Source organism: Vibrio sp. 10N.261.52.C11 (assembly GCF_041471405.1).
In the GTDB taxonomy this organism is placed as follows: Bacteria; Pseudomonadota; Gammaproteobacteria; order Enterobacterales; family Vibrionaceae; genus Vibrio; species Vibrio crassostreae_C.
In genome coordinates this window covers 44761-58571 of the sequence record NZ_JBFROI010000019.1, presented here as the reverse complement: position 1 = coordinate 58571, position 13811 = coordinate 44761, and the positions used below count along the sequence as shown (strand labels likewise).

Below are 13811 nucleotides of genomic sequence, written 5' to 3'. Positions count from 1 at the left end.
GCTTTCAAGAGAAGATGATTAATAGCAAAAGCTCTCAAGTCTAAAATTTTTCAAGTTAAACGTAAAAAGGGCCCAATCTCGATATGAGATTGGGCCCTTTTGATTCAGTTACAATCTAAGTCAGTACTTTGAGATTATACCTCAGCACAACCCCACTCAGGGAAGTGCTTACGGACGTAGGCATTCAAGTCTTTTTCTGATGGAGAGTAGACTCGACCTTTTTCTTCTTTTTCATCCGATACCGATGCAACCATACCTGCTCCCACTGTCACATTATTATGACGATCAATCACAATGAATGAGCCCGTTTGTGGCAGTATTTGGTAAGTATCGACAGCGATCTTATCCGTCAATGTAATCTCAGACAAAGCAATCTCGTTAAGGTCTAACGTTTCGCTCTCTTTAGCGTGCTGCTCTAACGTATTGACATCAATCTTATGAGGGATACCAGTCACTTTACCAACGCAAGATTTGGTCGCGAATTTAAAGATGTACTCTTTGTGCGTACGCATCGGGTTCTCACCCATCCATACCACGTGTGCGTTCACTTTGTTGGTGACTTTCGGCTCATGGCCGTTGTGCACCAGCATATCACCGCGTGACACATCGATTTCATCTTCAAGGGTGATGGTAATAGCCTGTCCTGGGCGTGCAGTATCTAGCTCGCCATCAAAGGTGTAGATAGACTTAACACGAGAGGTCTTACCTGATGGTAGCGTAGTTACTTCATCACCCACTTGTACTAAACCAGATGCCAGCGTACCGCAGAAACCACGGAAATTTAGGTTAGGACGATTCACGTATTGCACTGGGAAGCGCATGTGCTCAAGGTCTTTGTCTTGGTCAACTTTCACCGTTTCAAGCAGCTTCATCAACGTTGCACCAGGGTACCAATCCATTGCTTCACTTGGCGTCACTACGTTGTCACCATTTAGTGCAGAAATAGGCACAAAGCGAATGTCGTCGATGTTGAAGTTTTTCGCCATCTCGCGGTAATCCGCTTTAATCTTCTGGTACACCTCTTGGCTGTACTCCATCAAGTCCATCTTGTTGATAGCCACAATAATGTGCTTAATGCCCAGCAGGCTACAGATGTAGCTGTGACGACGGGTTTGTGTTTGGATGCCGTGACGTGCATCAACCATCACAATCGCTAGATCACACGTAGACGCGCCTGTTACCATATTGCGGGTGTACTGCTCGTGTCCCGGAGTATCGGCAATGATGAACTTACGTTTGTCTGTTGAGAAATAGCGGTACGCCACATCAATAGTGATGCCCTGCTCGCGCTCTGATTGAAGACCGTCTACTAGTAGCGCTAAGTCGAAATCACCATCGGTGGTGTTGAATTTCTGAGAATCTTTCTCAATCGCCGCCATTTGGTCTTCGTAAATCAGCTTTGAGTCAAAAAGCAGACGACCAATCAGTGTGGATTTACCATCATCAACGTTACCGCAAGTCAGGAAACGCAATAAATCTTTATTTTCATGGACTTTCAGATACGCTTCGATGTCCGTTGCGATAAGCTCTGAGCTGTGAGACATGTCGTTCTCCTAATGTTCTTTATCGGGCATCAATGCCCTATGTAATTTGTTTGTCTATCAAAGTGTTCATGCTTTGATAATTTAGAGTGTGTGATCTCTAAGGTTCTGGAGTTGATGGTATCAACACCAGAATGACGTTCTTTTTTATTTGATGTAGTACGCTGACAGTGTATCGATGAACTTCTGTTTGTCATCGAGGGTGAGCGCATTAATGCCAGCTGCTGCTTTTCGACCACCACCGGTTGGAAACGATGAACAAATGTCATCCGCGCCCACACGATAACTCAGTGGTGCGCGTACGCTCACCGTGTAATCTTGGTGGTTTGCGTTGAGCGTTAATACCGCATGTGCCAATTCAAGGCTTTGGTTGGCTAGTTCATTGCCAAACACGCCACTGATGCGTCTTGCCCAGGCTTCACACGGCAGTTCAAACACTTTGCACTGCGTATCCGAGTGCGTTGGGGTAATGCTCAGCACTTGATTACGGTCTAGCGCGTAGCCTTTTTTCAGCGTGTGGTACGGCGAACTTTCATCATCTAAAAGCGATAACGGGTCAACGTAGGCCGTCAATTGCTGATAGAGCTTAGCGGGCTCAATGTGCAAGTCATTCAGCGTCGCGCCGTAACCGTTATAGTTAATCAACGTACCCAACTCTTTTAAGAACTCGGTTTCTGATTCAGTTAAGCCAATCTCTTGCGCCAGTTTTTCTGCAGAAGCAAACAGGTTATCACCAAACGCCGCCGCAACCGCCCATTTTGCGTGCTGCCCGCCTAGGCGCTCATTAATCAACAAGCTAGTACAAACTTCTGCGTCTAGATTGATTAACGCGTCTAGGTTATCTGACTGAGGGATATCGCCACTACGGTGATGGTCGCAATAAAACACTTTGATGTTGTTTTCTAGAAGCGCTTCGAGCTCTGGCAGGTTTTTCTCCATGGAGATATCCAGCGCGGTTACTGATTTAGCGTTGTTGATATCCACCTGCTTTAGCAATTTGATGTCACGCTTCACGCCAGTAATCAGTTTGGAGTCTTTCGGCTCAGCAAATCGCAACTGCAGCAACGCAACGATGCCATCAGCATCACCGTTAAATACGTCGTAATGCATTAGGCGCCCTCCCCTAGTTGAAGATAGCCTTTCCTTTCAAGCTCAGCCACAACAAAGTCAGCGCACGCTTCAATAGACAGGTCGGCAGTCTGTAGGTGGATTTCTGGGTTTAATGGCGCTTGGTATTCAGAGTCAATACCCGTGAAGTGTTTAATCTCACCGGCACGTGCTTTCTTGTAAAGCCCTTTAGGGTCGCGTGCTTCACACACCCCAAGCGGTGTATCCACAAACACTTCAAGAAACTCACCTTCGCTAACCAGTTCACGTACTTGCTGACGGTCAGAAACAAACGGAGAGATAAACGCGGTCAATACGATATTGCCCGCATCCACAAACAATTTCGCCACTTCACCGATTCGGCGAATGTTTTCAACGCGGTCGGCGTCTGAAAAACCTAGGTCTTTGTTCAAACCATGTCGCACATTGTCCCCATCTAATAGGTAGCTATACTTGCCTATTTGCAGCAATTTACTTTCAACGGCATTGGCAACGGTCGATTTACCTGAACCACTAAGGCCGGTAAACCAAAGTATCACTGGCTTCTGCCTTTTAAGCGCAACACGGTCTTCATGAGTCACAGTTGAGTTATGCCATACGACATCATCGCTCACCGAGTCATGGTCTTTGCGTTGGTATGGAGTCGTCATAGCGGTTTAAAAATACCCTTCACGTTTCTTCTTCTCCATTGAGCCAGAAGAATCGTGGTCAATGGCACGACCTTGACGCTCAGAGGTCGTGGTCAGCAGCATCTCTTGAATGATTTCAGGTAGGGTTGCTGCTTCAGATTCAACGGCGCCCGTTAACGGGTAACAGCCAAGGGTACGAAAACGCACCATCTTCTCTTCAACCACTTCGCCTTCTTTAAGCTCCATGCGCTCATCGTCTCTCATAATAAGCATGCCGTCACGCTCAATCACAGGGCGCTTGTCTGCTAGGTACAAACCTGGAATTTCGATGCTCTCTAGGTAGATGTACTGCCAGATGTCCAGCTCAGTCCAGTTTGATAGAGGGAACACACGAATGCTCTCGCCCTTATTCACTTTACCGTTGTACACATTCCACAGCTCAGGACGTTGGTTTTTCGGGTCCCAGCGGTGGTGCTCATCACGGAACGAATACACACGCTCTTTGGCGCGAGATTTCTCTTCATCACGACGTGCACCGCCAAACGCTGCATCGAAGCCGTGTTTGTCTAAAGCTTGCTTCAGACCTTGAGTTTTCATGATGTCAGTGTGTAGAGAGCTACCATGCTCGAATGGGCTGATGCCCATTTCCACACCTTCAGGATTTTGATGCACAATCAACTTCATGCCGACTTTTTCAGCCATGTAATCACGAAACTCAATCATTTCTTTGAATTTCCACGTAGTGTCTACGTGCATAAGCGGAAAGGGTGGAATCGCGGGAGCAAACGCTTTTTGCGCAAGATGTAGCATCACAGAAGAATCTTTACCCACCGAATACAGCATCACTGGGTTATCAAACTCAGCCGCTACCTCACGCATAATATGAATGGACTCAGCTTCTAATTGCTTTAGGTGAGTCATGCGCTCTTGAGAAATGTTCATTTCAAAGAAATCCTTAATTTACAATCCAATAAAGGCGGGGATTGCGGTTAACACAATCGCGCCATAAAGCAGGCACATGGGTACGCCTACTTTGACAAAATCTTGCAGCTTGTACTGCCCAGCATTAAACACCATCAGGTTAGTTTGGTATCCATACGGGCTAATAAAACTCGCACTTGCACCAAAGGCAATAGCAAGTATAAAAGCTTGAGGGTTGGCTGATAAGCTTGACGCTAATTCAATACCTATCGGGAACACTAATGCCGCCGCCGCATTGTTAGTGACTAGCTCGGTCATCAGCCATGCCAACAAATACACCACCACAAGCCCAATAAACGGTGTGAACAAATGGTCATAAGAATGTACCATTGTTTCTAAGCTATCAAGCGCACCACTGTTAGCCAGCGCTTGAGAAAGCAATAATGCAGAGGAAATAATCAACCAAATGTTCTTTGGTATGCGCTGTAATACTTCATTGGCACTCAAGCAGCCAGAAAGTAGCAACAAACCAAGGAGAATGAGCATCACCTTAAACAGTGACACCACACCGACAGCAGCAAACACAATAGCAGCAAGAAAGCCACCTATTGCCAGTTTCTCCTTCCAGCCATCTAGGCAATGTTCGGTTTCTACTTCGCTCAATAAAAAGAAGTTCTTAGCAATGTTGTTACGAGCAGCATAATCCTCGCCCACTGCAAGCACTAAATAATCACCTGCTTGCAATTCTACGTCACCCAACTTACCACATAGCGCCTCACCATCGCGCTTAATCGCCACCACCGCTGCATCAAACAAGGCGCGAAAACCCGCATGCTTGAGTGTTTTGCCAATTAAGTGACTCTCAGGGCGAATCACCACCTCAGAAAGATTATCTAAGGGCAAACCAATATCACTGGCAAATAAAGACAACCCACCAAATTGAGTTAAAGTAGTGACCTTCTTAACATCGCCGCTAAACAGCAAACGATCGCCAGGCAGAATGACTTCCTGCGGTGTTACCGGGGATATCAGGCGCTTATTACGCAAGATTTCCACCAAGAATAATGACTCTAAGTGACGAAGACCGTTTTGTTCTACAGACTTTCCTATTAGCTCTGAATCTGAGGCAACTTCAGTATCGATAATATAGTCGCGAATCTGAACTTGGTTCTTATCATACTCTGGCAATAATGGGCTTAATGCAAACAAAAGCATCCCACAGCCAAGCACCAAGCATAAGCCCACCGCGGTAAAGTCGAAAAACTTCAAACTGGGCAAACCAGAGTCGATAACCAAACTGTTTACTATTAAGTTCGTGGACGTACCAACTAAAGTTAAGGTCCCGCCTAGTATGGCCGCATAAGACAGAGGGATAAGTAGTTTACTGGCCTTGTGATGCGGGTTGTTGCGGATCGGTGCCAACATAGTTGAAACAACGGCTGTATTGTTCAATATTGCTGAAGATAAAGTAGTTAAACTAAATAACCTGAATAAGGTTGAGTAATAGTGAGGCCCAATCACATAGTTGGTAATCACCCGTAGGAGTTTTGTTTTTTCTAATGCCAGCGAACAAACCATTAGCAGCATCAAGGTGAGTAAGCCTTTATTTGAAAAACTTGAGATAACTTGCTCTGTCGTAACAAGAGAACAACTAAAAAGCACCAACAACAATATGCCAAACACTCTATCAGAGTGAGACTGAAAGCCTATCAAGCCGCAGACTGTTGCAATGAACAAACAAAATACCTGAACAGCAGGGGTCAGTAACCAATCAAGCAAAGTCAATGCTCCAAATGAACGAACGAAGTTATGAAAATACACACACTAAAGAACATAACCTACCATGGTGAATATCGAGGCTAAGTATATAGTTACGCGGTAAAACGGAGGAAAGGTACACTTCAACATAAGGTTTTTCACCCAACTAAAATCGATAAACAAAGACTGACTAAGCCTTTAGTATGATCAAACTAAAGACCATAAGCCAGCAATGTGCTTTTAACCTTTATTTATTAAGGAGAGGTATGTCATAACTCAGGTTCATAACGGACTCCAAGGCATATTGAACTACAATTTGTTCATCATATTCTTCTGCAATACGCGCTCGACTATTTAAACACATTAGACTGTATGCTTCTTGGTCAAGTTTAAGCATTGCAGCCATTTGTTCAAACAGAGAATCTGACGATTTTACTTCACACAATAAGCCGTTAAAACCATGTGTAATAACATGCTTACAGCCAGGCACGTTCGTCGTTACGCTTGGTAAGCCCATTGCACCCGCTTCCAATAATGTTCTTGGCATACCTTCACGGTAAGAAGGTAATACAACACAATCAGCATTAGCATAAACCTGCGCTATCGTATCATTTGGACCAAGCCAGTTAATGTAATCGAAATTAGATAATTTATTTAACTCATCTGATGACAAAGCTGAAGCATTTTCCACACCCGCAAAACCACACAGATCAAGCGTAAAAACATGACCACTTTCAGCCAGTTTATGTGCTGCTGCAATAAGCTCTCGAACCCCTTTATCACCAAGCATTCTTCCAACAAACAAAAAGCGGAAGGGTTCGTCAACACAACGACTTACTTTCATTGACGGCTCAAACTTATCGATATTGACGCCAGATCCAGGCAGTAGCGTCAATTTATTTTTATTGACTAGCTTATTGCTAATCAATAATTCCATATCTTCAGGGTTCTGGCAAAATACCTTACTGGCAAAAGGTTGGGATAAGCGATAGAGCAACTTCACTACTTTAGACGTTAAATTATCACTAATAAATGCCGTACCTAAACCAGATACATTATTAATGGCTTTCACTCCACTAAGCCGAGCCGCCCAAGTCCCATAGATATTATTTTTAATCGTGAAGTTGAAAGTTGCAATAGGTTTAACTTCAAGAAAAAAGCGAACAAGCCTATAAACCAATGCTAAGTCTTTAATAGGGTGACTGCCTTTGTTGTCCATTTCAAGGTGATGCCACTCACAACCAAGTTCATCAATTAACTTCTGTGAATAATCATCAGCAGGGGACAAGCAAACAACTTTAAAGCCATTTTCCTGAAAAGCGTTTATCGTGGACGACCTGAAATTATACAGATACCAAGATGTGTTGGCTGACAGAACTATTTTTTTCATAATTAACTACAATAGGGTAAATGGATAAAACTGATAAGGTAGCCAAGCAAAACTATGCCCAGCGAAGAAAAGCCATACGAACAAAACCAAGAAATAATAGCTGCAAATAAGCAGGACCCATTGTTTATTCGCCTTATTTGGACTCCCTAAAACTTCAGGTAAGTGGGAGAAAATAACCAATTGCAATGGTAACAAGTATAGTGCGACACGATCTACCGCGGTACTGGCAGATGTTAGAAAAAGAATAGCAAACGAAATTAATGATGCGTATGAAAACCAACTCCATAACTGTTTTTCTTTAACAAGCATGTTAAAGTAATTGCGGTAATATAAAAAAAGCACACTCGGCACGACACACATAAATACTCTAATCAATGCACCTTGGGATTGATATTCTGCTTCGACATAATTGGCATAAAGCGCATCAACACTATCTTGTAACAAAGTAACATAAGCCCCTAAAGCAGCAATGGCGATCCATAAAACACTTAGCATTCGACTCTTTGAAGAGATCAGTGCAGCTACAGGGATCAGCAAAACTGCCGATTTATGAAATAACGCTGCAACGATAATCCAAATAGAAAACCGAAAAGTAGATTTGTGTATTAATGCGTTAAGAGCGATCATTCCAAAGCCCAATGCTGTTGCTTGGCGTGAATAGCCCATTGCCAAGACAATAGTCATGTAAGGAATAGCCGCGACTATCGCAAGCATTGGTCTTGGCAAGTTCTTACAAAATACCATTAAACCAAGGCTAAAAAAGAAACCACAGAGTAAATTAACAGTATATATCCCGCCACCTACAGCACTGGCGATATAGTTAAGCAACTGATAACCTGGGTCTCCTAGTAAGAGTACCTCTTGTAGCGTTAACCCATTGATTCTTTCCAAATAACCAAGGTAAGCATACCAATCCCCTCCAACCTCCACTCGAAAGCCGACTAAAAAAGTAATGACAACAGGTACAATCACCCAGACAACCGGTAAACGTTTTCCAGAATAGTTATAACCTTCCGTGCGTCTTGGCTCCGCAAAAGCAAAAGCAGCGACTAAAAAAAATAATGTCCAGTACGCTAGCATTTATAAACCCTCAGCCTCAAGCCATTGCTGGAACATCAGTACGCACCATAACTGTGCTGTATGGTTATATTTCTCGGTTAAGTGTTCTTGCCAAAGCTTTGTGACCATAGGCTCATTTAAATAGCCTTCACGTTGCAATTTTACCGGGGCTATTAATCCCTCTGCCCATTCTCTTAATGATGTTCTTAGCCATGTATCGAGAGGAAGTGCAAAGCCCATCTTTGGGCGCTCAATTAGCTCTTTAGGCACATATTTATATAGTACCTCTCGTAAAGGCCACTTTGTCACACCATGTCTAAGTTTCATATCAAAGGGCAACGACCAAGCAAACTCTACAACTGAGTGATCTAACATTGGTACTCGAGTTTCTAATGACACAGCCATTGCAGCCCTATCAACTTTAGTTAAAATATCATCACTCATATAGGTCATCATATCCAGAGCCATCATCATCTCTGGTACGCTCAAGCTTTCAGGCAAGGTATTTTTCGTAATAACTGACTTTGGTTCCTTACCTAGCAATACTAATTCTTCAGGCGTCTTACATTGAGAAACCAACCCCAAGTATAAATCCTTAGAGCTTTGAGCTTCTATTACCGCGGCCGCTTTATGCAGCTTATCGCCCAATTGACGCATTTTTTTTGCTTTAGGTAAAAGAGTGTTCAACCCATCGAGCTGCTGCGGAGAAAAACTACTTATTCCAGTGGATAACAACGTTCGAATTGCAAATGGCAATGTACTAACTCTGGGCCACATTGTATGGGCAAGCTGATGGCGGTTATAACCTGCAAATAGCTCATCACCACCATCACCTGACAGCGCAACCGTTACATGTTGCTTCGCTAATTTGGAGACTAAAAAGGTCGGTATTTGCGAAGAATCAGCAAAAGGCTCATCATAAACGTTGTGAAGATTAGGAATACAATCAAGGGCGTCTTGTGGGCTTACATACATTTCTGTATGTTCTGTACCTAAGTGTTTAGCAACAACCTTGGCATGTTCAGCTTCGTTATAAGCTGTATTATCAAAACCCATAGTAAATGTTTTTACAGGTTTATTAGTATTTGCCTGCATCAAAGCCACAATGCTTGTAGAATCTACCCCACCAGATAAAAACGCCCCTAATGGAACATCTGAAATCACTTGTCGATTGACTGCCATCGTCAACACTTCATCCAACTTATCGACAGCTTGTTGTGCTGTTCCAGCAAAACGATTTTCCAAACCTTTGTTTACCACATCTTCAGCAAACCAGTATTGTGACTCAACAATTGAGAGCTTAGAATCAATCGTTAAAAATGTACCGGGCATTAACTTAAAAGTGTGTTTATAGATACAGTAAGGCGCGGGAACGCAATTATGACGCATATATAGGCACAATACATCGCGGTCTATTTCTGGCTGAAAAGCTGGATGTTGCTTAAGTGCCTTTAACTCTGAAGCAAAAATCAGACTGCCATTTTGATTGGTGTAAAATAGCGGCTTCTCACCTAGCCTATCTCGCGCTAAAAACAACTTTGATTGCTCCACATCCCATAGGGCAATAGCGAACATACCCGTCAGTTGCTTTAAAGTTTGTTCAAACCCCCAAGCATCAATACAAGCCAAAATCGTTTCAGTATCAGAGTGTCCTCGCCAAACTGCATCAGGAAACTGCTCTCGCAATTCTAAATGGTTATATACCTCACCATTAAACACCATCATGTAGCGGCCACTATTTGAAACCATTGGCTGGTGACCCGCAGGGGACAAGTCTTGAATAGCTAGTCGCCTATGACCGAAGGCTAATCCGTCTTTCTCAGAGCACCAAAAGCCGTCGCTATCCGGACCACGATGAATCAGCTGTGCGTTCATGTTCTTTATCGTATGATAAAGAAAGTCATTACTTTGAGAGTTAAAAGAGATGAATCCAGTAAAACCACACATAATTATTTATTGTTACCTGAAATAGAATCAAAAAGGGTAATAATCACACTTGATTGCGCTTGTACAGAGTATCGATTTTCAACAGCTTTACGACCAGACTTCCCCATAACAGTGCGTAGTTCATGATCTATTAACAGACGATCTAGAGATGCGACAAATTCATTATGATTACTCGCTAACAAACCGCATTCATTGTCCTCGACAATAGTGGAATTGACACCGACAGGAGAAGCAACAACAGGAACACTACAAGCCATGTATTGAATCAATTTATAGCCACATTTTCCCTTCTCCCAGGGTCCATCTTCAAGTGGCATAATGCCGACATCAAAACTACGTATATAATCGACTTCGTTTTCTTCCTGCCATGAAAGCGCTTCAACTTTAATACCATTAAGCTGCTCAACAATATCTTCGCTCGCACCTACAAGCCTGAGCGTAAAATCGTGCTGTTTTGATAGCTCGATAAACACGTCAGAAAATTGAACGACATATTTTTGAGTGGAAGGTGAGCCTATCCAGCCAATAACTAGGCTATCATCTTTATTCAGAGGCATTGCCGGATAGCGGTTCAAGTCGATAACTGTCGGTATTGTTACAATCCTATTAGCCCCAGCGGTATGTGCCCGACTAGCAAGATAGCCATTGCCTGCAACTACCACTGTAGCATTTTCCATGACCTTATCGATTTTATGACCAAGTAAGCGACGAACAGTTTTATTGGACGACAGGTCGTAATTATGGAATATCGCATCATCGTAGTCGACAACGTAGTTTACACCTAATAACTTAATGACTCGCTCAAGCCAAGCAGGAAAGTATGGTATCAATTCATACTCTATCCAAACCACATCATACGCTTTGAGGCGAAACAACGTAAAAATTCGAAGCAAAAAGCATTTGAAAAGTAATAATTTAGGAATCGATTCTTTACTATACAATCGAGTCAAATAATCATCATTAAACAATGCTTGTTGTCGAATTGTAAATCCAGCTTGTTCAAGGGCATTAAAATACTGCATGGTTCGAAGCCGCGTACTCGCCCCCTTCCGAGTGTATTTAGAGAACAATAAAATCTTCTTCATTTTATGCATAGCTCATACACTTGATGGTATTTTTCTGCCCCAACATCGGCAGAAAAAAGCTCTACTGCCGCTTTTCGACAACGCTCTGGGTAATCAGGATCTAGCAAGAAATCATGCATCAATTTTAAACCCCGCTTGATTTCTTCATCGCTGCCATCTTCAATCACAACACCAACATTGTATTTTTCAATTAAATCTGCCATATCACCGACCCCACGGTTTCCAAGGATAGGTTTTCCACATGCTAGAAATTCAGCCATGCGAGTAGGAGCTGAACCAATTTTACTCACTCCAGCGGTGAAATATAGGATACCAAACTTCAGCTCATCAATTGCTGCTTGCACCTCATCTGAGGAGCAGCGCTCAACGGAAAAGTTTGGCAACTTATAACTATTCGCTAGTTGATGTAACGCATGACTATCATCACGCGTCACAATTTTAAAGTCAGCTTCTGGAAATAGCTCTTTTGAGATTTTTAGTGTATTAAACAGCCAGTCTAGGTGATACCAACCACTAATAACAGTGCCCATAGTACCTAGTTTAGAATTTGAAAGAGGGTTATCAGCATTAATCGATGAATCAAAACGAGTAAGATCGACACAAGTAGGAATAACAACGAATCTATCTTTTGATAAATGTGGAATAGTATTTACAAGGTAAGGAACTGCTACACCAGTTAAACTAATGTTCATAGCAGAGTTAATTAACAACTTACGCTCTAAATACTTTAAAACTTTATAAACTACCGATTTCCTACTTAATCTCCCAGCATCAACCATTTCTTCAGGCCAAAGTGCTCGCATATCGAAAATGAATGGTGTATTAGTTATTCGGCTAACTATATTTACAGCAATAGAGGGGATATAGCTTCTGCAGTGTATAAGTTTTATATTGTGATTTTTAATTAACTTAAATATAAGGCGTAACATTGTAATAATGTCAAATGCCGTTGCTAATAACCTTGGTTTTTTGTGATACTGCTTTGGCAACCAGGTGATATTGTATTGACTACACAAGGCCTCAAGTCGTTGGACTTCAGCCGTATTTCTTAGGTCCGTTTCTTTTTCAAAGGTAACTAAAATGAAATTATAATTACTGGATAGCCTAGTCAAATAGGCGAGAATCTGAGATTGCCCCAAAGGCTCTAGCAAACCTGTGTAAGCAATGTATAAAACACTATTTTTCATTATTTCTCTATGCCTAATACTTCTAAGTAGCGTTTAGCTGAAACTTCTGGCGCAAAATCTCTAGCGCGGTTAATAAGCTTTTGTTTATCGTACGTTTTAGATAACGACTCTTCAATTGCGGTAGAAAGAGCCTCTGCATCACCGACGGGTACCAAGGTACCAAATTCGCCATTATTTAATATTTCACTCGGCCCATGTTCGCAATCAGTTGAAACAACGGGTGTTCCACAGGATAAAGCTTCAACAATGACGTTTCCAAAGCCTTCCCTATCAGAAGATAATACGAATAAGTCAGCACTTTGAAAAAAACAGCTAGGATCTTTTACAAAGCTATGTAGAAGCACATTTTTTTCAAGTCCAAGATTGGCAATCTGAGTTTTTAGCTCATCATCGAGCCCCCCTTCTCCCAATATTATTAACTTTGCATCTAATTCTTCAGACACCATAGAAAAAGCTTTAATCAACAATTTTTGATTTTTTTGTTCCTTATAACTACCTACATTCAAAACTCGATTGCTACAATCACCCCATACTTTTGAAAATTCTTCCTCGCCAAAGGCTGTTAATTTTGATGGGATTGGATTATACAAAACTTCAACGGGCTTATTTCTTAAATTAGCCAATATTTTCATATCTTGAGTTACACCTAGCGACACACCTCCTAATTGATCAGACAATCGGTATGACAAATACGTACTAATTTTCAAAAATATTTTTAATAATTTTCTAGAATTTTTGAATTGATTAATTAATGAGTTATGCTCAACCAAAAGGATAGTTGGCTTATGCCTTGACATAATTTTAGCAAAAGGAGTAAATGCAGTTACCCCCCACATTGAAGCTATTACCGCATCAGGTTTAGTCTCGTCAATGTATTTTGCTAACCTTCGAGGTAGCTGTACAATACTAGTGAGATTCAGATCAACAACATTAAAATGAGTAGCTGCTTCAGGTAAAAAAACCCCATTCATGTTACACAAAACAAATTCCACTTCATAACCTAAACTTTTAAATTCATATGCTAGATCTAAGTTAACACGTTCAGCTCCACCACCAGATAGATTAGGAAGTAATAAAGTAATTATCATTTTATTTCATTTCCATTGTAAGTATTAATAATATTCCCACCCTCATCATCATATAATTATAATAGCCGCCGACAAATAAACAAAAACACTTAAGCATAT

11 protein-coding genes are annotated in these 13811 nt (G+C 41.9%); all 11 read right to left on the bottom strand.

Annotation, left to right across the window (positions count from 1 at the left end; genetic code table 11):
• Window positions 1-134: 134 nt before the first annotated feature.
• The 11 genes from cysN to AB4323_RS07290 all read right to left on the bottom strand — a co-directional run bounded on the left by cysN (window position 135) and on the right by AB4323_RS07290 (window position 13712).
• Window positions 135-1544 (bottom strand): sulfate adenylyltransferase subunit CysN, encoded by a 1410-nt coding sequence (cysN, locus tag AB4323_RS07340; protein ID WP_372152072.1) that lies wholly within the window; start codon window positions 1542-1544, stop codon window positions 135-137.
• Window positions 1545-1688: 144 nt separating this feature from the next.
• Window positions 1689-2651, bottom strand: a complete 963-nt coding sequence (locus AB4323_RS07335) for a DHH family phosphoesterase (RefSeq protein WP_372152070.1) — start codon at window positions 2649-2651, stop codon at window positions 1689-1691.
• Window positions 2651-3298, bottom strand: a complete 648-nt coding sequence (cysC, locus tag AB4323_RS07330; RefSeq protein WP_372122912.1) for an adenylyl-sulfate kinase — start codon at window positions 3296-3298, stop codon at window positions 2651-2653. Before cysC ends, AB4323_RS07335 begins: the two co-directional genes overlap by 1 nt.
• 6 nt (window positions 3299-3304) lie before the next feature.
• Complete coding sequence (gene cysD / locus AB4323_RS07325) at window positions 3305-4213, bottom strand: sulfate adenylyltransferase subunit CysD (protein WP_372122972.1); 909 nt, start codon at window positions 4211-4213, stop codon at window positions 3305-3307.
• Between the two features lie 24 nt (window positions 4214-4237).
• Window positions 4238-5977, bottom strand: a complete 1740-nt coding sequence (locus AB4323_RS07320; RefSeq protein WP_372122914.1) for an SLC13 family permease — start codon at window positions 5975-5977, stop codon at window positions 4238-4240.
• A gap of 226 nt (window positions 5978-6203) precedes the next feature.
• Window positions 6204-7346, bottom strand: a complete 1143-nt coding sequence (locus tag AB4323_RS07315) for a glycosyltransferase family 4 protein (protein ID WP_372152068.1) — start codon at window positions 7344-7346, stop codon at window positions 6204-6206.
• Window positions 7347-7352: 6 nt separating this feature from the next.
• Window positions 7353-8426 carry an EpsG family protein gene (locus AB4323_RS07310; RefSeq protein WP_372152066.1) on the bottom strand — a complete coding sequence of 358 codons (1074 nt, stop codon included), beginning with the start codon at window positions 8424-8426 and terminating at the stop codon, window positions 7353-7355.
• Window positions 8427-10352, bottom strand: a complete 1926-nt coding sequence (asnB, locus tag AB4323_RS07305) for an asparagine synthase (glutamine-hydrolyzing) (RefSeq protein WP_372152064.1) — start codon at window positions 10350-10352, stop codon at window positions 8427-8429.
• A 2-nt stretch (window positions 10353-10354) separates the two neighbouring features.
• A complete protein-coding gene (locus tag AB4323_RS07300; protein ID WP_372152063.1) occupies window positions 10355-11374 on the bottom strand; it encodes a glycosyltransferase family 4 protein in 1020 nt (339 codons plus the stop codon).
• 59 nt (window positions 11375-11433) lie between these two features.
• Window positions 11434-12624, bottom strand: a complete 1191-nt coding sequence (locus tag AB4323_RS07295) for a hypothetical protein (RefSeq protein WP_372152061.1) — start codon at window positions 12622-12624, stop codon at window positions 11434-11436.
• Entirely contained in the window at window positions 12624-13712 is a 1089-nt protein-coding gene (locus AB4323_RS07290; RefSeq protein ID WP_372152059.1) for a glycosyltransferase, read from the bottom strand. Before AB4323_RS07290 ends, AB4323_RS07295 begins: the two co-directional genes overlap by 1 nt.
• Window positions 13713-13811 lie beyond the last annotated feature (99 nt).